Origin of the sequence: Citrobacter sp. Cf072 (assembly GCF_030334485.1) — a bacterium.
In the GTDB taxonomy this organism is placed as follows: Bacteria; Pseudomonadota; Gammaproteobacteria; order Enterobacterales; family Enterobacteriaceae; genus Citrobacter; species Citrobacter freundii.
In genome coordinates, this window is sequence record NZ_JAOWDX010000047.1 from 671231 (window position 1) to 689622 (window position 18392).

An 18392-nucleotide genomic window follows, 5' to 3' on the forward strand; every position below is an offset into this window, starting at 1 on the left:
ATGAGGTCGTTAGCTGATTTCGAATTTAATAAAGCGCCATTGTGTGATGGGATGATCCTGGCGTCGGAGTCTATCCGTCTGGATTTTCCAACACAAACTGTGTATGACGAACTGGAACGTCTGGTTAGTCTGGCGCAAGAAGAAATTAGCCAGCTCCTGTCTCAGGATGAGCAACTGGAAAAACTGCTGGCACTTTTTTACGGCGAATGGGGGTTTACGGATACCCACGGCGTCTATCGTCTTTCTGATGCATTATGGCTTGACCAGGTACTGAAAAATCGTCAGGGCAGCGCTGTATCTCTGGGCGCTATCTTGTTGTGGATTGCCAACCGACTGGAGCTACCGTTGGTGCCGGTGATTTTCCCGACACAACTCATCCTGCGTATTGAATCGCTCGATGGCGAAATGTGGCTAATCAATCCGTTCAATGGCGAAACGTTAAATGAGCACACGCTGGAAGTGTGGCTGAAGGGGAATATCAGCCCGGTCGCGGAGCTGTTTAACGAAGACCTGGATGAGGCGGATAATGCAGAAGTAATCCGCAAGCTGCTCGACACGCTGAAATCATCGCTGATGGAAGAGCGGCAAATGGAGCTGGCGCTGCGTGCCAGCGAAGCACTATTACAGTTTAATCCTGAAGATCCGTATGAAATACGCGATCGTGGATTAATCTACGCGCAGCTTGAGTGTGAACATGTTGCGCTGACCGATTTAAGTTATTTCGTTGAGCAGTGTCCGGAAGACCCGATCAGCGAAATGATTCGTGCGCAGATTAATACTATTTCGCACAAGCAAATTGTATTGCATTGATTAATGACACTTTACCTACCGTTTAAGGCGATCCTATGAAACAAAAAGTGGTTAGCATTGGCGACATCAACGTGGCAAATGACCTGCCGTTCGTGCTGTTTGGCGGAATGAACGTGCTGGAATCCCGCGATCTGGCGATGCGCATTTGTGAGCACTACGTAACCGTTACTCAAAAGCTGGGTATCCCTTACGTGTTCAAAGCCTCCTTTGATAAAGCCAACCGTTCTTCCATCCACTCTTACCGTGGACCGGGCCTTGAAGAAGGGATGAAAATCTTCCAGGAACTGAAGCAGACTTTTGGCGTAAAAGTGATCACCGACGTTCACGAAGCCAGCCAGGCGCAGCCTGTTGCTGACGTGGTGGATGTGATTCAGCTGCCGGCATTCCTCGCGCGTCAGACCGATCTGGTGGAAGCGATGGCGAAAACCGGTGCCGTTATCAACGTGAAGAAACCGCAGTTCGTAAGCCCTGGCCAGATGGGCAATATCGTGGATAAATTCCATGAAGGTGGTAACGATAAGGTTATTCTGTGCGACCGTGGCGCGAACTTTGGTTATGACAACCTGGTTGTAGACATGCTGGGCTTCAGCGTGATGAAGAAAGTCTCCGGCAACTCACCGGTGATTTTTGACGTTACCCATGCGCTGCAATGCCGTGATCCGTTTGGCGCAGCAAGCGGCGGTCGTCGTGCGCAGGTTACCGAACTGGCTCGCGCCGGTATGGCGGTAGGTCTGGCGGGTCTGTTTATTGAAGCGCATCCGGATCCAGCCAATGCGAAATGCGATGGCCCATCCGCGCTGCCGCTGGCAAAACTGGAACAGTTCCTGACGCAGATTAAAGCGATTGATGACCTGGTGAAAAGCTTCGACGAGCTGGATACTGAGAACTAATTCATTTTGTGTGCCTGATAGAGCTTGCGCTTATCAGGTATACGAAAGGAAATAAGAAGCCGGACCCGACAAGTTATGTCGGTGTCCGGCTTTTTTCATCAGGCAAATATCGTCATCAGATAGGCGATAAACAGCGCCAGATGTGCCGCACCGTTAAGCACATTGGTGCGTCCGGTGGAGAAAGAGATATGGCACAGTACCAGTGAAGAAACCATCACAATCATCTCTGGCGCGCCCAGCGCAAACACCAAATCATTCCCGGTTGCCCATGCGATCAGCGTCACCACTGGTACGGTGAGTGAAATAGTGGCTAATACTGAACCGAAGAACAAATTCATCGCCCGCTGTACCTGATTGCTCAGAACCGCTTTCAGCGCGCCCAGCCCTTCAGGAGAGAGGATGAGTAACGCAACCAGGAAACCGGTAAAGGCCACTGGGGCATTCAGTTCAGTCAGCAAGGTCTCCAGTGGGCTGGCGTTCATCTTGGTTACGGCAATAACGGCGATCAGATGAATGATAAGCCAGGCGGCGTGCCACATATTGCTGTGCGCTGATGGCTTGCCGTGATGCGGGTCGTCATCGTCGCCTTCATCTTCATGCTCGTAAATGAACAGGCTTTGGTGCGTTTTGGTTTGAATCAGTAAAAATACGCCGTACATCGCTGCAGAAATTAATGCTACCAGCAGCGCCTGGGCGGTAGTGAAATTCGCTCCCGGTAAAGCCATTGGGAACACCAGTACAATAATGGCCAGTGGGAACAGGGCAATTAAATACTGTTTAATACCAAACAGATTCATATACTGAGTAGCAAATTTACGGCCACCCAATAGTAATGAAAAACCGACCAGACCGCCGGTGACGATCATAATGATTGAGTACAACGTGTCGCGCATGAGCGTAGGTGCAGCATCACCGGTCGCCATTAATGCGGAGATTAAGCTGACTTCGAGAATAACGACGGACAGGCTGAGGATCAGTGACCCGTAGGGTTCGCCAAGTCGATGTGCTAATACATCCGCATGACGGACAACGCTGAATGCGCTGCTTAATATACCAATAAGGGCCAGCGCATTAATACCGATGACCACTGGTAGTGACTGACTGCTCCCCCAGAAGAACAGGACTACCAGCGCCAAAATCGGGAAGACGAGAGAGGTCTCCTTGTGGCGGGTTTTTACCGCCTCATGTACTTGTGTCATTGAACTAATTCTCCATCTCTGCAGGTATTTATAATTATAAAAGTATTAAAGAATGTAAAAAATAACAGATCTTTCGGTATTTCCGATCTAGTTTTACGTAATTTTACGGCATGGACCAATTTTTGCATCCAAGCGGATAAAATTGCATATCTTGTTTATAGAGTATTTAAATAACAAAGCATTAGATTTTAACGTCAACAAAAATTGCTGATACTACTGATACAAATGATAGTGCAGAGCTTAGCAACGCGAGAGGATATAAAGTGCCGTTGACGCTTTGTTGCCTTGCAAGCTAGCGGCGAATTGCCTATTGTCCAGCTATTGGTTTCAAAATGAGCAGTAAAAAAGCCCGGAAGGCGTCAAAAAAGTTGTCGCAGGGAAGCAGCAGTGGCGGAGGTGTAAGGTGTTAACGCGTGATTTTTTATTGAATGCCGACTGTAAGACGGCATTTGGTGCTATTGAAGAATCACTACTCTGGTCAGCGGAACAACGGGCAGCCTCACTGGCGGCCACGCTTGCTTGCCGACCCGATGATGGACCGGTGTGGATCTTCGGTTATGGATCGTTGATGTGGAATCCGGCCTTAGAGTTTGATGAGTCCTGTACCGGGACGTTAGTTGGCTGGCACCGTGCTTTTTGCCTGCGCCTGACGGCGGGGCGAGGAACGGCGGGTCAGCCAGGACGCATGTTGGCCTTGAAAGAGGGCGGACGCACTACCGGTGTAGCCTACCGCTTACCTAACGCATCGCTCGAACAAGAGCTTTCTTTACTGTGGAAGCGTGAAATGATCACCGGATGCTATCTGCCCACCTGGTGCCAGTTGGCGCTGGATGATGGTCGGACGGTGAACGCGCTGGTCTTTATTATGGATCCTCGCCACCCGCTGTTTGAGTCAGACACGCGCGCGCAGGTGATTGCGCCGCTTATCGCTGCGGCGAGCGGACCTTTAGGCACCAACGCCCAGTATTTGTTCTCGCTGGAACAAGAGCTGGTCAAGTTGGGGATGCAGGATGACTGTCTTAACGATCTGGTGATCACGGTCAAACGATTGTTGGGAGAGAATCTGCCGGAAGGCGTTATGCGGCCAGGGTTTGCCTGAATCCAGCCGGGAACTGAATGCCCGAAAGCCAGGCGCTTTTCGGGCAATTAACGCTTAGGCTGCAATATAACTTATTGAATGCTCTAGCGACTGGCTGTGGCTGTCGATCAGCACATTCCAGATGCCGGTGTAGGGCACGGTCAACCATGCGTTATCACGATCCTGCACGCTTAAGATGTCGGACTGCGTGTCTTTGACGTGATTTTTCTCGCTCATCAGATGGATGTGACAGCGCTCGGAACAGCGCACAACCACCGTATCGCCACCAAATAACTTTAAACTTGCCTTCACTAATGCCATTTTTCACCCCGTTCTTGAAAACAACGTACTTTCTGTCGAAAGTGCTGCGTGATGTTGTTCACATTTCACTCATTGCATAACACCAAAGGGGGAGCAACGGGATGCTGATTTTGATCAAAAAATGGCATAACGATTAAACAAAAGTGACAAAATCCCTCAAAAGGATTGAAAGGGCGTGCTAACGTTCAACGCAACCGCGCCCATCTACGATTAAATCCGGAAATTATCGACACTTTCAGTGTGCTTGCCTGAAAGCGGTGTATCAGAAGGTCAGCACTTTATCTGCAGCCAGCGTCCATTGAGCCAGTTCAACCAGCGTGCCGACGGCTACTCCGTCAATTAACGGCAGCGTGGTGATTCCACGGCCATCGGTGCAGGTTTTGCACAGTTTGACCGGCACATTTTGCGCCGTCAGAATCTCCAGCATTTGCTGAATATTGTATCCTTCCGCGGGTTTTTGACCACGCAATCCCGCGGTTACCGCGTCCGACATTAAAAACAAACGCAGATCGAGATCCTCTTCCTGCTCGCGCAAGGCGATAGCCAGACGTAGGCTGTTAAATAACGATTCGCTTCCATAGGCTGCACCGTTCGCGACGATCACTATCTTTTGCATTTTTACTCCTTTTGCTGCATGTGAGCGTTAAAAACTGACACGTATGTTACACCTATTTCTAGATGCCAGGATAATGCCGAAAAAGGAAGGAAGGGCTGAAAATCAATACTGAAGACGTTATGGTTTAAGATAAGTATGCCTCTGTGGCTAATAGATATAAGAAACCACTAACGATTTGAGCCGTAATATTTATTTATCTCTCGCTGTATTTGCACTCTTGCCGTTGGCAGGCGGTACTGCCAGCGCGCAATCGTCATTTATTCACCAGGCGGAAAACCCTTTCGATAACAATAGTGATGGCTTGCCCGATCTTGGTATGGCGCCGGAGTCGCGGGCAGGTGAAAAGCACTTTGCCGAAATGGTCAAAGCGTTTGGGGAAGCCAGCATGACCGATAACGGGCTTGATACCGGTGAACAGGCGAAGCAGTTTGCGTTTGGCCAGGTGCGCGACAGGGTCAGCGAACAGGTGAATCAGCAACTGGAATCCTGGCTCTCTCCCTGGGGAAACGCCAGCGTCGGGTTGCAGGTGGATAACGAAGGCAGCTTTACCGGGAGTCGGGGAAGTTGGTTTATCCCGTGGCAGGACAATCAACGTTATCTCACCTGGAGCCAGTTGGGGCTGACGCAACAGGACGGAGGCCTGGTCAGTAATGCGGGGATTGGGCAGCGCTGGGTTCGTGACGGTTGGTTACTGGGTTACAACACCTTTTATGACAACCTGCTTGATGAGAATCTGCCTCGGGGAGGCGTGGGGGCAGAGGCGTGGGGTGAATACCTTCGTTTATCTGCTAATTACTATCAACCGTTGTCCTCCTGGCAGGATCGTTTTGCAACTCAAGAACAACGGATGGCCCGGGGATACGACCTGACCGCGCAAATGCGCATGCCGTTCTATCAACATCTCAATACCAGCGTCAGCGTGGAGCAGTATTTTGGTGACCAGGTGGATCTGTTTCATTCCGGAACCGGGTACCACAATCCTGTGGCGGTGAATCTGGGATTGAGCTATACGCCGGTGCCGCTGATCACCGTGACAGCACAGCATAAGCAGGGTGAAAATGGCGTCAGTCAGAATAACCTCGGATTAACGCTAAATTATCGTTTTGGTGTGCCGCTAAAAAAACAGCTGATGGTAAGCGAGGTGGCAAACAGCTGATCGCTGCGCGGCAGTCGTTATGACGATCCACAACGTAACAATCTGCCGACGCTGGAGTATCGCCAGCGTAAAACACTGTCGGTATTTTTGGCCACGCCACCCTGGGATCTCAAGCCTGGTGAGACGGTGGCGTTGAAGGTGCAGGTGCGTAGTTTGCATGGGATCCGTCGTCTGGCATGGCAAGGTGATACTCAGGCGTTGAGCTTAACGGCGGGCAGCAATAGCCGAAGCGCTCAGGGTTGGACGATTATTATGCCGAAGTGGGACAACAGAGAAGGTGCGACAAACCGCTGGCGGTTGTCTGTGGTGGTAGAAGATGAGCAGGGCCAGCGTGTCTCTTCCAATGAGATCACGCTATCACTGACCGAACCGTTTATTACCGTTTCGGAAAATGATCCTCGTTAACAATGACGCATGAGCGCGTTATCAGAAAATGCGTTCCTGGTGCACCCATACCGCGGCTTCAACGCGTGATTTGAGCTTCATTTTCTTCAGCATATGCTTCACGTGAACTTTTACTGTGCTTTCGGTGATGTCGAGGCGGCGGGCGATCATCTTATTAGGCAGACCCTGGGCGATGAGTTTAAGAATATCGCGTTCGCGCGGCGTCAGTTGAGTAACATCACGGTCGGACGTTGCGCGATTGGCGCGCAGGCTGGCGGCCAGAACCGGGGTTAAGGCTTCGCTCAGCACCATTTCACCAGCGGCAGCCTGCTGCAATGCTTTCAGTAAATCTTCCGGCTCCATATCTTTCAGCAGGTAACCGTCGGCACCACGCTTCAGTGCGGTAACCACATCTTCTTCATGATTGGATACGCTAAACACAACGATGCGGCCCGACAATGATTTTTCACGCAGCTTATCGAGGGTTTCCAGACCGTTCATGCCGGGCATGTTGAGATCAAGCAGGATCAGATCAGGATCAAGGGATTCAGCCAGCTCGATACCCTGCTCACCATTGCTGGCTTCGCCGACAACGGTAATATCGGGCGCCATGCTGACAAGCTGTTTTACACCGGTTCTCAGCATCGGATGATCGTCGATCAACAGGATAGTTGCCGGTTCCAGATTACTCATGGGTATCTCCTTGGACTTCTGTGAAGTTTGTTTCGGGAATAAAAGTGACAGCAACTTCAGTACCGCCCGTCTCGCGACGGCGTACGCGGCAATCGCCGCGCAAGCTCTGCGCGCGGTCGCGCATTATTATCATGCCGTAGTGGTTACTGCGTTCGGCGTTTTCCGGTACGCCGCAGCCGTTATCTTGCACTGTCAGTTTGACCTGCTTGCCATTTTGCACCACCGTCACGACCACTTCATTGGCCTGAGAGTGTTTAAGTGCGTTGCTCAGGGCTTCGCGCGCAATTTGTAGCAGGTGAATCGCCTGATGCGAAGGGACCAGGCGTGGCGGTAGCTGATAATCCAGCTTAACCGTAAATCCAAAACGGGCGCTGTACTCCTGACAGCTGGCTTCCAGCGCCGGTCGTAATCCAGGTTCCGTGAGCTGTAAACGGAAGGTGGTTAACAGTTCTCGCAGTTGTGCCCATGAAGCATTTAGCTCGTTACGAATCTGGCTGAGCAACTCGCGACAGTTATCTGAAAGCGCATCGCCCTGCATCTGTAAACAGCTAACCTGCATCTTCATACAAGAGAGCGATTGTGCAATAGAATCATGAAGTTCGCGCGCAATGGTGGCACGCTCTTCCATCACAATCAACTGCTGTTGACGCTCCTGATGCCTGTCGAGCGCAAGCGTTGCGGTCAGTTGCTCAACCAGAGTATCAACCAGCTGCTGCTGATCGTGGCTGAGATGGCGTCCGTTCGGCAAGGTGGCGAGCAGAATACCATACTGGGTATGCGCATCGGTCAGCCGCCACTTCAATGTAATCCCGCCGTCAATCGCGGGCAGCGTTCCGCGAGGACACAGATGGCAACCTTTCTCATCACAGCTGGCATTTGACTGACAGGTAAATTCCTGATGATTGTCTTCATCTTCCAGGTCGTAAACCCGGAGCTCAATATCATGCAGCAAGGTCAAATTTTGCAAACCATTCAGTACCGGAGAGAGGCGTTCGCACAACGGCACCTGAGAGTGCAGGCGGCGGTTAGCTTGCCACAGGAAAGAAAGAATCTGATTTTTGTGCTCCAGCCCCGCCGTTTTCTCCTGTACTCGCTGTTCCAGCACAGCGTAACTTTCGGCCAGTTCTTCCGACATATTATTTAGCGCCGAACCCAGAGCCGCCATCTCATTACGACCGCTGATATGCGCGCGTTGGGTAAAATCACGCTGGCTGACGGCTCGCGCCATCGATAGCAGCTGTTTCCACGGCTCTAACAGGCGCACGCGCAGCCAGATAATGGTGAAAACCAGCAGCAATGCCATAAATACGGCCATCAGGCGATGCAGCAGGACGACGCGTTCAATGCGTAATTCGGTGGTATGGTCAAAGGCGGTGACCAATTTATCCAGTCCGCCCACAAAGCGCGTCACATCCTGCGCTACCGCATCAGGCGTTTGCGCATGCGCAAGTCCCGGCGCAAGTTCAGTGTGCCAGTAATCCTGTAATGCTTTTAACTGCGCCTGTTGTCCGTCTCGTTTTGCGGCCCGCGTCAACTCCGGGCTAAACGCCGTTTGCTCCATTTCATCCAGCAGCGGTTGATCGCTAGCGTCCAGTGGTACGGCAGCCAGCAGGCGATAACTCTGCATGCGCAGCGATCCCGCTTTGTTGATTGCATGGGCGCTACCCTGAACGCCCTGAACCAGCCAGCCGGAGACAGCCATACCCGCCACGCCGATGGCTGTGGACAATAAAACAATCAGCGCCACCTGGTTGACCAGCGTAAGCGGGGAGAGACAACGTTTAAACATGGTGACTTGTTCCTTCGGGTTTTCGTCGAACAGAAAACCTTATTGAATGACGATTCTGCTGCAGGCAGTGGCGTTATTCTCGGCGATACACTGGAGTATACCCATACCTCAAACGGGCTACCTCTTAATTGCCAGTGGAGGGAGAGATCCTGGGCGACGGGGAGTAGGGGGCGACAGAAGCGTGAAAAACCACATCTTTTTTACCGAAGTTATGTACTCATTAAGGGTAATAATAAATTTTAGGCATGAATAATGACACCTTTTCCTTTGATTTATATCAACTTACCTCCAGCTGTAAACCCTAATGTTGCAGGCATCGAAACAAGTATCAGAGGTGTCTATGAGTCACTCATCTGCCCCGGAAAGGGCATCTGGAGCTGTAATTACCGAATGGCGACCGGAAGATCCCGCCTTCTGGCAGCAGCGTGGTCAACGAATCGCCAGCCGTAACCTGTGGATTTCCGTCCCTTGCTTGCTGCTGGCGTTTTGCGTGTGGATGTTATTTAGCGCCGTGGCGGTGAACTTACCGAAAGTCGGATTTGATTTCACCACTGAGCAGCTGTTCATGCTGACGGCATTACCTTCGGTGTCCGGCGCGCTGCTGCGTGTTCCGTACTCCTTTATGGTCCCCCTGTTTGGTGGACGTCGCTGGACGGCATTTAGCACCGGCATCCTGATCATTCCTTGCGTATGGTTAGGTTTTGCGGTGCAGGATACCTCCACGCCGTTTAGTACCTTTATTATTATCTCCCTGCTGTGCGGCTTCGCTGGTGCGAACTTTGCGTCCAGTATGGCAAACATCAGCTTCTTCTTTCCAAAACAGAAACAGGGCGGCGCGCTGGGTCTGAATGGTGGCCTGGGCAACATGGGCGTCAGCGTGATGCAGTTGGTCGCGCCGCTGGTGGTTTCATTGTCAATCTTTGCCGCATTTGGTAGCCACGGGGTTGAACAACCGGATGGCACGCAGCTGTATCTGGCAAACGCTGCATGGATTTGGGTGCCGTTCCTCGCTATTTTCACGCTGGCCGCATGGTTCGGTATGAACGAACTGGCAACCTCCAAAGCCTCGCTGAAAGAGCAATTGCCGGTGCTGAAACGCGGGCATTTGTGGATTATGAGCCTGCTATATCTGGCGACCTTCGGTTCCTTTATCGGTTTCTCTGCCGGTTTCGCGATGCTGTCGAAAACGCAGTTCCCTGAGGTGCAGATCCTGCATTACGCCTTCTTTGGCCCGTTCATTGGTGCGTTGGCGCGTTCTGCGGGCGGCGCAATCTCTGACCGTCTGGGCGGGACCCGCGTCACGCTGGTGAACTTTATTCTGATGGCTATTTTCAGTGCCTTACTGTTCCTGACGCTGCCATCAAACGGTGTCGGCGGCAACTTCATTGCCTTCTTCGCTGTGTTCCTGGCGTTGTTCCTGACGGCCGGACTGGGGAGTGGTTCAACCTTCCAGATGATCTCCGTAATCTTCCGAAAACTGACGATGGACAGAGTGAAAGCTGAAGGTGGTTCAGAAGAGAAAGCGATGCGCGAGGCGGCAACCGATACGGCGGCAGCGTTGGGCTTTATCTCTGCTATTGGTGCGATCGGCGGCTTCTTTATCCCGAAAGCATTTGGCACGTCCCTGGCATTAACCGGTTCTCCGGTCGGTGCGATGAAAGTATTTCTGATCTTCTATGTCGCTTGTGTGGTTATCACCTGGGCGGTATACGGACGTCATTCTAAAAAGTAAAAAAGTGGTATACACAAAATCATTCTAACTGCATCAAGGCGGCAAGTGAGAAATCCCCAGGAGCTAACAGAAGTAAGTGACTGGGGAGAACGAACGCAGCCAACGCGAAGCAGTTTGAAGGATGAAGTGTAAGTTGATTATCCATTGCGCGGTGTTAGACCGCGCTTTTTTTTACTGTAATTAGTTACAACATACTTTTATATTGTGGCATGACAACAGCCTGTGAGAACGGCGTACGCAACCTGCTAGCAGGGGGGATACCCCTTAATACCCACTTATAAAGAATTTAACATTTGCATGATAATTGAATTATTAAAAAACCTTTAAATTCAATTTATTACGTTAATTGTCAGTATCCCACTTTGGGGGTATGTAAAAACCAACCCTCATTTTTCATCCCTGCCTGCCTTGATCGTTATCAATTCTCACGCCCTTTCAGAGCGTTACCTTCGCTCTCAATCAAGCAATGTCGATTTATCAGAGAGCCGTCAGGCTCCTACAGGAGAAAACCGATGAGTAAATTCCTGGACCGGTTTCGCTACTTCAAGCAGAAGGGCGAAACCTTTGCCGATGGGCATGGCCAGCTTCTCAATACCAACAGGGACTGGGAGGACGGATACCGCCAGCGTTGGCAGCATGACAAAATCGTGCGTTCAACCCACGGGGTAAACTGCACTGGCTCATGCAGCTGGAAAATCTATGTGAAAAATGGTCTGGTGACCTGGGAAACCCAGCAAACCGATTATCCGCGTACCCGTCCGGACCTGCCAAACCACGAGCCTCGTGGTTGCCCTCGTGGTGCAAGCTATTCCTGGTATCTCTACAGCGCTAACCGTCTGAAATACCCGCTGATGCGCAAACGCCTGATGAAAATGTGGCGTGAAGCGAAAAGACTGCACAGCGATCCGGTAGACGCATGGGCCTCCATCATCGAAGACGCCGATAAAGCAAAAAGCTTCAAACAAGCGCGTGGTCGTGGTGGTTTCGTGCGTTCTTCCTGGCAGGAAGTGAATGAGCTGATTGCCGCTTCTAACGTTTACACCGTTAAAACCTACGGTCCTGACCGCGTGGCGGGCTTCTCACCGATCCCTGCGATGTCGATGGTTTCCTACGCCTCCGGTGCACGATATCTGTCGCTGATTGGCGGCACCTGTCTGAGCTTCTACGATTGGTACTGTGACTTGCCGCCTGCGTCTCCGCAGACCTGGGGTGAGCAGACTGACGTTCCGGAATCTGCCGACTGGTATAACTCCAGTTACATTATCGCCTGGGGTTCAAACGTTCCGCAGACCCGTACCCCAGATGCGCACTTCTTCACGGAAGTTCGCTACAAAGGGACTAAAACGGTCGCCATTACCCCGGATTACGCTGAAATCGCTAAACTCTGCGATCTGTGGCTGGCTCCGAAGCAGGGTACCGATGCCGCAATGGCGCTGGCAATGGGCCACGTCATGCTACGCGAGTTCCACCTTGATAACCCGAGCCAATACTTCACCGACTACGTGCGTCGTTACACCGACTTCCCGATGCTGGTGATGCTCGAAGAGCGTGACGGGTATTATGCGGCGGGTCGTATGCTGCGTGCCGCCGATCTGGTTGACTCCCTGGGTCAGGAAAATAATCCCGAGTGGAAAACCGTTGCCATCAATACCGACGGCGAAATGGTTGCGCCAAACGGTTCAATTGGTTTCCGCTGGGGTGAAAAAGGTAAATGGAACCTCGAGCAGCGCGACGGCACGTCCGGTAACGAAACCGAACTGCAGCTCAGCCTGTTGGGCAGCCAGGACGACATCGCTGAAGTCGGCTTCCCGTATTTTGGCGGTGAAGGTACCGAGCACTTTAGCAAAGTTGAACTGGAAAATGTTCTGCTGCACAAACTGCCGGTAAAACGCCTGCAACTGGCCGATGGCTCTACTGCGCTGGTGACGACCGTTTATGATCTGACCATGGCCAACTACGGTCTGGAACGCGGTCTGAACGATGAAAACTGCGCCTCCAGTTACGACGATATCAAAGCGTATACCCCGGCATGGGCAGAGAAAATCACTGGCGTATCGCGCGCTCAGATCGTGCGTATTGCCCGTGAATTTGCCGATAACGCAGATAAAACGCACGGCCGCTCAATGATTATTGTTGGCGCGGGTCTGAACCACTGGTACCACCTCGATATGAACTATCGTGGTCTGATTAACATGCTGGTGTTCTGCGGCTGCGTCGGTCAGAGCGGCGGCGGTTGGGCCCACTATGTGGGTCAGGAAAAACTGCGTCCGCAGACCGGTTGGCAGCCGCTGGCGTTTGGCCTTGACTGGCAGCGTCCGGCGCGTCACATGAACAGTACGTCCTATTTCTATAACCACTCCAGCCAATGGCGCTATGAGACGGTTACGGCACAGGAACTGCTGTCCCCGATGGCAGACAAATCCCGCTACAGTGGTCATTTGATTGACTTTAACGTTCGCGCTGAACGTATGGGCTGGTTGCCATCTGCGCCGCAGTTAGGTACTAACCCGCTGTACATTGCGCGTGAGGCAGAAAAAGTCGGGATGACACCGGTGGATTACACCGTTAAATCTCTGAAGGAAGGTTCTATTCGCTTTGCGGCTGAACAACCAGAGAACGGTAAAAACCATCCGCGTAACCTGTTTATCTGGCGTTCTAACCTGCTCGGCTCTTCCGGTAAAGGCCACGAGTACATGCTGAAGTATCTGCTGGGTACTGAACATGGTATTCAGGGGCTGGATCTGGGTAAACAGGGGGGCGTGAAGCCAGAAGAAGTGGAATGGCAGGATAACGGACTGGACGGCAAGCTGGATCTGGTCGTTACCCTGGACTTCCGTCTGTCGAGCACCTGTCTGTACTCCGACATCGTGCTGCCGACCGCCACCTGGTATGAAAAAGACGATATGAATACCTCGGATATGCATCCGTTTATTCACCCGTTGTCTGCCGCCGTTGATCCAGCCTGGGAATCGAAGAGCGACTGGGAAATCTACAAGGCTATCGCCAAGAAATTCTCTGAAGTTTGCGTGGGCCACCTTGGCAAAGAAACTGACGTAGTGACGCTGCCTATCCAGCACGACTCGGCCGCCGAACTGGCGCAGCCGTTGGATGTTAAAGACTGGAAGAAAGGCGAATGCGATCTGATTCCAGGCGTTACCGCGCCACACATCATGACAGTTGAGCGTGATTACCCGGCAACCTACGAACGCTTCACGTCCATCGGCCCACTGATGGATAAAGTCGGGAACGGCGGGAAAGGGATTGCCTGGAACACCCAGAGCGAAATGGACCTGCTGCGTAAACTCAACTACACCAAGGCTGAAGGCCCGGCAAAAGGCCAGCCGATGCTGAATACGGCGATTGATGCCGCTGAGATGATCCTCACCCTGGCACCGGAAACCAACGGTCAGGTGGCGGTGAAAGCCTGGGCTGCGCTGAGTGAATTTACCGGCCGTGACCATACGCATCTGGCGCTGAATAAAGAAGACGAGAAAATCCGCTTCCGCGATATTCAGGCGCAGCCGCGCAAAATTATCTCCAGCCCGACCTGGTCAGGACTGGAAGATGAACATGTTTCTTACAACGCCGGTTACACCAACGTTCACGAGCTGATCCCATGGCGTACGCTGACTGGTCGCCAGCAGCTGTATCAGGATCATCAGTGGATGCGAGACTTCGGTGAAAGCCTGCTGGTTTACCGCCCACCAATTGATACTCGTTCGGTGAAAGAGGTGATGGGCGAGAAATCAAATGGTAACCCAGAAAAAGCGCTCAACTTCCTGACGCCACACCAGAAGTGGGGTATCCACTCCACCTACAGCGATAACCTGCTGATGCTGACGTTAGGTCGCGGCGGTCCGATCGTGTGGATGAGCGAAGCGGATGCGAAAGATCTGGGTATCGAGGATAACGACTGGATCGAAGTCTTTAACAGTAACGGGGCACTCACCGCTCGTGCGGTTGTGAGTCAACGTGTCCCGGCCGGGATGACCATGATGTACCACGCCCAGGAACGTATTGTGAATATTCCGGGGTCGGAGATTACCGAGCAGCGCGGCGGGATCCATAACTCGGTGACCCGTATCACACCGAAACCGACGCACATGATTGGTGGTTATGCCCACCTGGCCTACGGCTTTAACTACTACGGCACCGTAGGTTCGAACCGTGATGAGTTCGTGGTGGTTCGTAAGATGAAGAACATTGACTGGTTGGATGGCGAAGGCAATGACCAGGTACAGGAGAGCGTAAAATGAAAATTCGTTCACAAGTCGGCATGGTGCTGAATCTCGATAAGTGCATCGGTTGCCACACCTGTTCAGTAACCTGTAAAAACGTCTGGACCAGCCGTGAAGGTGCGGAGTATGCCTGGTTTAACAACGTTGAAACCAAGCCGGGTACTGGCTTCCCAACTGATTGGGAAAACCAGGAAAAATGGAAGGGCGGTTGGATCCGTAAAATCAACGGTAAGCTGGTGCCGCGCATGGGTAACAAAGCGCTGCTGCTGGGTAAAATTTTTGCTAACCCGCATTTGCCAGGTATTGATGACTACTACGAACCGTTTGACTTCGATTACCAGACTCTGCACAACACCCCGGCAGACAGCAAAGCGCAGCCGATTGCCCGTCCGCGCTCGCTGATCACCGGTCAGCGTATGGATAAAATCACCAAAGGTCCGAACTGGGAAGATGACCTCGGCGGTGAGTTCGAGAAGCTGGCGAAAGACAAAAATTTCGAGAACATGCAGAAGGCGATGTACGGTCAGTTCGAAAATACCTTCATGATGTATTTGCCGCGTCTGTGCGAGCACTGCCTTAACCCGGCGTGCGTGGCGACTTGCCCGAGCGGTGCCATCTACAAGCGTGAAGAAGATGGCATCGTGCTGATCGATCAGGACAAATGCCGCGGCTGGCGTATGTGCATCACCGGTTGCCCGTATAAAAAAATCTACTTCAACTGGAAGAGCGGTAAGTCAGAGAAGTGCATTTTCTGCTATCCACGTATTGAAGCCGGTCAGCCGACTGTGTGTTCCGAAACCTGCGTCGGTCGTATCCGTTACCTCGGCGTACTGCTGTATGACGCGGATGCGATTGAAAGCGCGGCAAGCACCGAGCATGAGAAAGATCTGTACCAGCGTCAACTGGACGTGTTCCTCGATCCGAACGATCCGGCTGTTATTGAACAAGCGCTAAAAGATGGTATTCCGATGAGCGTTATCGATGCCGCCCAGCAGTCTCCGGTTTATAAAATGGCGATGGACTGGAAGTTGGCGCTGCCGCTGCATCCGGAATACCGCACATTGCCGATGGTTTGGTACGTGCCGCCATTGTCACCGATTCAGTCTGCCGCCGATGCGGGCGAGCTGGGCAGCAACGGTATACTGCCGGACGTTGACAGTCTGCGTATCCCGGTTCAGTACCTGGCGAACCTGCTGACCGCAGGCGATACTCAGCCGGTGCTGTTGGCGCTGAAACGTATGCTGGCAATGCGTCACTACAAACGTACGGAAACCGTTGACGGTAAAGTCGATACCCGTGCGCTGGAAGAGGTGGGCTTGAGCGAAGCGCAGGCACAGGAAATGTATCGTTATCTGGCGATCGCGAACTACGAAGATCGTTTCGTGGTACCGAGCAGCCATCGTGAACTGGCGCGTGACGCGTTCCCGGAGAAAAGCGGTTGTGGCTTTACCTTCGGTGACGGTTGCCACGGTTCTGATACTAAATTCAATCTGTTCAACAGCCGCCGCATCGACGCTGTCGATGTGACCAGCAAAACGGAGCCGCACCAATGATTGAACTCGTCATTGTTTCGCGTTTGCTCGAGTACCCGGATGCTGCCCTGTGGCAGCATCAGCAGGAACTTTTCGATGCACTCGCGTCATCTGAGAACCTGGATAAAGAGGATGCCCAGACTCTGGGCGTTTTCCTGCGCGATCTAATCGCGCAAGACGTGCTGGATGTGCAGGCAAGTTACAGCGAACTGTTTGATCGTGGCCGTGCCACCTCGCTGCTGCTGTTTGAACATGTACACGGCGAATCCCGCGATCGCGGTCAGGCAATGGTTGACCTGATGGCACAGTATGAACAGCACGGTTTGCAGCTCGACAGCCGCGAACTTCCCGATCATCTGCCGTTGTATCTGGAATATCTTGCGCAACTGCCGAAAAGCGAAGCGCTAGGTGGCTTGCAGGATATCGCGCCGATCCTGGCTTTGCTCAGCGCTCGTTTGCAGCAGCGTGGAAGCCGTTATGCAGTACTGTTCGATTTGCTGTTAAAACTGGCGAATACCGTTATCGACAGCGATAAAGTGGCTGAAAAAATTGCGGATGAAGCCCGTGATGATACCCCACAAGCGCTGGATGCGGTCTGGGAAGAAGAGCAGGTAAAATTCTTCGCCGATCAGGGGTGTGGCGAGTCGGAAATCTCCGCTCACCAGCGTCGTTTTGCCGGGGCCGTTGCGCCGCAGTATCTGAATATCACCACCGGAGGACAGCACTAATGCACTTCCTGAATACGTTCTTCTTTGACATCTATCCGTACATCGCGGGTTCTGTCTTTCTGATCGGCAGTTGGCTGCGTTATGACTACGGGCAGTATACGTGGCGTGCGGCCTCCAGTCAGATGTTGGATCGCAAAGGGATGAACCTGGCGTCAAACCTGTTTCACATCGGGATCCTGGGGATTTTTGCCGGGCACTTCTTGGGTATGTTAACGCCGCACTGGATGTATGAAGCGTGGCTGCCGCTTGAAGTGAAACAAAAGATGGCGATGTTCGCGGGTGGCGCCAGTGGCGTAATGTGTCTGATTGGCGGTGTACTGCTGTTGAAACGTCGTTTGTTCAGCCCACGAGTGCGGGCCACCACCACCGGAGCGGATATTCTGATCCTCTCTCTGTTGGTTATCCAGTGTGCGCTGGGTCTGCTGACCATTCCGTTCTCCGCCCAGCATATGGACGGCAGCGAGATGATGAAGCTGGTGAACTGGGCGCAGACAGTGGTGACCTTCCATGGCGGAGCGTCTCAGTATCTGGATGGCGTCGCATTTATTTTCCGTGTGCACCTTGTGCTGGGTATGACGCTGTTCCTGTTGTTCCCATTCTCGCGTCTGGTACACATCTGGAGCGTCCCTGTCGAATATCTGACACGCAAATACCAGATTGTTCGTGCACGTCACTAATCGTATTTCTGTGAAAGATAAACCCTGCTTCGGCGGGGTTTTTTTATGTCTGTTTGCCGGATGGCGGCGCAAGCGCCTTATCCAGCCTACGCAGGTTTAAGCGAGCGCCGTAGGCCTGCGTAGTGCATCAGGCAATTTGTGGGCATGTGTCGAGTTTGTAGGTCTGATAAGCACAGCGCATCAGGCAAATAAAGGGCATTGCAGATTGATTTTGTGTTGGTGCTTTATGAAGTGATGGTGGTGGGGGAAGGATTACTTAGCGCTGCGCGCTTCGCCCTTCGGGTCGTTGCCTACGGCAACGCTTTCTCGCTAACGCTCGAATCGAACCTTGGTCGAAGCTTCTCATCCTTCCCGAATAGGAAGAATTTGGGGCATTGCAGATTGATTTTGTGTTGGTGCTTTATGAAGTGATGGTGGTGGGGGAAGGATTACTCAGCGCTGCGCGCTTCGCCCTTCGGGTCGTTGCCTGCGGCAACGCTTTCTCGCTAACGCTCGAATCGAACCTTGGTCGAAGCTTCTCATCCTTCCCGAATAGGAAGAATTTGGGGC

Annotated in this window: 13 protein-coding genes, 2 other RNA genes and 1 pseudogene; 9 read left to right on the plus strand and 7 right to left on the minus strand. The window is 52.4% G+C overall.

Translation table 11 applies throughout. The annotated features are described in order from the left end of the window. Entirely contained in the window at positions 1 to 810 is an 810-nt protein-coding gene (gene sirB1 / locus OGX66_RS21970; RefSeq protein WP_003020775.1) for an invasion regulator SirB1, read from the plus strand. A gap of 35 nt (positions 811 to 845) precedes the next feature. Continuing rightward, positions 846 to 1700: a 3-deoxy-8-phosphooctulonate synthase gene (gene kdsA, locus OGX66_RS21975; RefSeq protein WP_003020772.1), complete on the plus strand. Its 855-nt coding sequence runs from the start codon at positions 846 to 848 to the stop codon at positions 1698 to 1700. 98 nt (positions 1701 to 1798) lie between these two features. Here kdsA and chaA read toward each other — a convergent pair whose 3' ends face one another. Then, entirely contained in the window at positions 1799 to 2899 is a 1101-nt protein-coding gene (gene chaA / locus OGX66_RS21980) for a sodium-potassium/proton antiporter ChaA (RefSeq protein WP_003020769.1), read from the minus strand. Between the two features lie 403 nt (positions 2900 to 3302). Between chaA and OGX66_RS21985 the strand changes: the two genes are divergently transcribed. Further along, positions 3303 to 3998 carry a gamma-glutamylcyclotransferase gene (locus tag OGX66_RS21985; RefSeq protein WP_003020766.1) on the plus strand — a complete coding sequence of 232 codons (696 nt, stop codon included), beginning with the start codon at positions 3303 to 3305 and terminating at the stop codon, positions 3996 to 3998. A 54-nt stretch (positions 3999 to 4052) separates the two neighbouring features. Here the strand turns inward: OGX66_RS21985 and OGX66_RS21990 are convergent, their stop codons facing one another. After that, entirely contained in the window at positions 4053 to 4298 is a 246-nt protein-coding gene (locus OGX66_RS21990; RefSeq protein ID WP_003020763.1) for a DUF1883 domain-containing protein, read from the minus strand. Between the two features lie 262 nt (positions 4299 to 4560). Continuing rightward, the gene (locus tag OGX66_RS21995) at positions 4561 to 4914 is read right to left on the minus strand and encodes a DsrE/DsrF/TusD sulfur relay family protein (RefSeq protein WP_088902203.1); all 354 of its coding nucleotides are present in this window, start codon (positions 4912 to 4914) and stop codon (positions 4561 to 4563) included. Between the two features lie 175 nt (positions 4915 to 5089). On the opposite strand from OGX66_RS21995, the pseudogene OGX66_RS22000 reads away from it, so the two are divergent. After that, a pseudogene (locus tag OGX66_RS22000) lies at positions 5090 to 6475 on the plus strand (YchO/YchP family invasin). 21 nt (positions 6476 to 6496) lie between these two features. On the opposite strand, the gene narL reads toward OGX66_RS22000, so the two are convergent. Together narL and narX are read right to left on the minus strand one after the other, a co-directional pair. Continuing rightward, a complete protein-coding gene (narL, locus tag OGX66_RS22005) occupies positions 6497 to 7147 on the minus strand; it encodes a two-component system response regulator NarL (protein ID WP_003020756.1) in 651 nt (216 codons plus the stop codon). Then, complete coding sequence (gene narX / locus OGX66_RS22010; protein ID WP_003020754.1) at positions 7140 to 8936, minus strand: nitrate/nitrite two-component system sensor histidine kinase NarX; 1797 nt, start codon at positions 8934 to 8936, stop codon at positions 7140 to 7142. Before narX ends, narL begins: the two co-directional genes overlap by 8 nt. Before the next feature lie 340 nt (positions 8937 to 9276). Here narX and OGX66_RS22015 point away from each other — a divergent pair, with 340 nt between their 5' ends. The 5 genes from OGX66_RS22015 (at position 9277) to narI (ending at position 17843) form a co-directional block, all read left to right on the plus strand. Then, the gene (locus tag OGX66_RS22015; protein WP_003020752.1) at positions 9277 to 10668 is read left to right on the plus strand and encodes a NarK family nitrate/nitrite MFS transporter; all 1392 of its coding nucleotides are present in this window, start codon (positions 9277 to 9279) and stop codon (positions 10666 to 10668) included. Positions 10669 to 11180: 512 nt separating this feature from the next. Continuing rightward, positions 11181 to 14924, plus strand: coding sequence for a nitrate reductase subunit alpha (locus tag OGX66_RS22020; RefSeq protein WP_016150348.1), 3744 nt, complete (start codon positions 11181 to 11183; stop codon positions 14922 to 14924). Then, positions 14921 to 16459: a nitrate reductase subunit beta gene (gene narH / locus OGX66_RS22025; protein ID WP_088902205.1), complete on the plus strand. Its 1539-nt coding sequence runs from the start codon at positions 14921 to 14923 to the stop codon at positions 16457 to 16459. Before OGX66_RS22020 ends, narH begins: the two co-directional genes overlap by 4 nt. After that, positions 16456 to 17166, plus strand: coding sequence for a nitrate reductase molybdenum cofactor assembly chaperone (gene narJ, locus OGX66_RS22030; RefSeq protein ID WP_003020745.1), 711 nt, complete (start codon positions 16456 to 16458; stop codon positions 17164 to 17166). The genes narH and narJ overlap by 4 nt, the downstream gene beginning before the upstream one ends. Then, on the plus strand, positions 17166 to 17843 hold the full coding sequence (gene narI / locus OGX66_RS22035) for a respiratory nitrate reductase subunit gamma (protein WP_003020743.1): 678 nt from the start codon (positions 17166 to 17168) through the stop codon (positions 17841 to 17843). The genes narJ and narI overlap by 1 nt, the downstream gene beginning before the upstream one ends. 235 nt (positions 17844 to 18078) lie before the next feature. Here the strand turns inward: narI and OGX66_RS22040 are convergent. Continuing rightward, positions 18079 to 18210: non-coding RNA, RtT sRNA (locus OGX66_RS22040), on the minus strand. Between the two features lie 44 nt (positions 18211 to 18254). Then, a non-coding RNA gene (locus OGX66_RS22045) (RtT sRNA) lies at positions 18255 to 18386 on the minus strand. Between the last annotated feature and the right edge of the window lie 6 nt (positions 18387 to 18392).